Genomic DNA, 728 nt, shown 5'->3' with positions numbered 1-728 from the left:
CTCAACACCTAATTTCTCTGCGCCGGTTATCTCAACATAATCAATATAATTTCTATCCCATAATGGTTCAAACATGCCATTAGCAAAGCGAAAAACCAGTAGGTTTTGAACGGTCTCTTTTCCCAAATAGTGATCGATACGATAAATCTGGGATTCATCAAAATAGGAATGCAAACCATGGTCTAGCTCGATTGCAGATTCCAAGTCATAACCTAGAGGCTTCTCGACCACGATGCGCTTCCAGCCTTCACACTGATCCAACAATTGACTCTTTGACAAGCAATCAGGGATCACGGTAAACATACTTGGCGGCATCGCCATGTAAAACAAAGTATTGTGCGGTGTCTGGTAGCGCGCATACAGCTCATTCAAGGTAAGCTTTAGCTTGGAGTATTCCGTGACATCGGAGGTATTCAAAGACAAGTAATAAACGTGCTGGAGAAAATCTTCGACAGTATGCGAATCAAGGTTTGCACCTTCACTTAGCGACTTTAACAAAGCCTCACGATAACTATCTGAGTCATAAGCACTGCGCGAAACACCCAAAATAAAGAAACAATCAGGCAATTGTCTAGTGACATATAAATGGAACAAAGCCGGGATAAGCTTGCGAAACGACAAGTCTCCCGAGGCACCAAAAATGACGATATTACTGTTATCAGGAACCCTCATCAGACAACTCCTTAGTCGTAGGCTTTTAGTATAGCTTACTCATTAAATAGCTCCGA

1 pseudogene is annotated in these 728 nt (G+C 42.2%); it reads right to left on the bottom strand.

Annotated features, from left to right (window positions below):
* Nucleotides 1-672, bottom strand: a pseudogene (locus A3757_RS23980) (glucose-6-phosphate dehydrogenase); the annotation flags it as partial.
* Nucleotides 673-728 lie beyond the last annotated feature (56 nt).

The organism is Oleiphilus sp. HI0117 (genome assembly GCF_001635235.1).
Note: the sequence above shows the minus strand (reverse complement) of the source record. Positions and strands in the feature narration are given on the sequence as shown.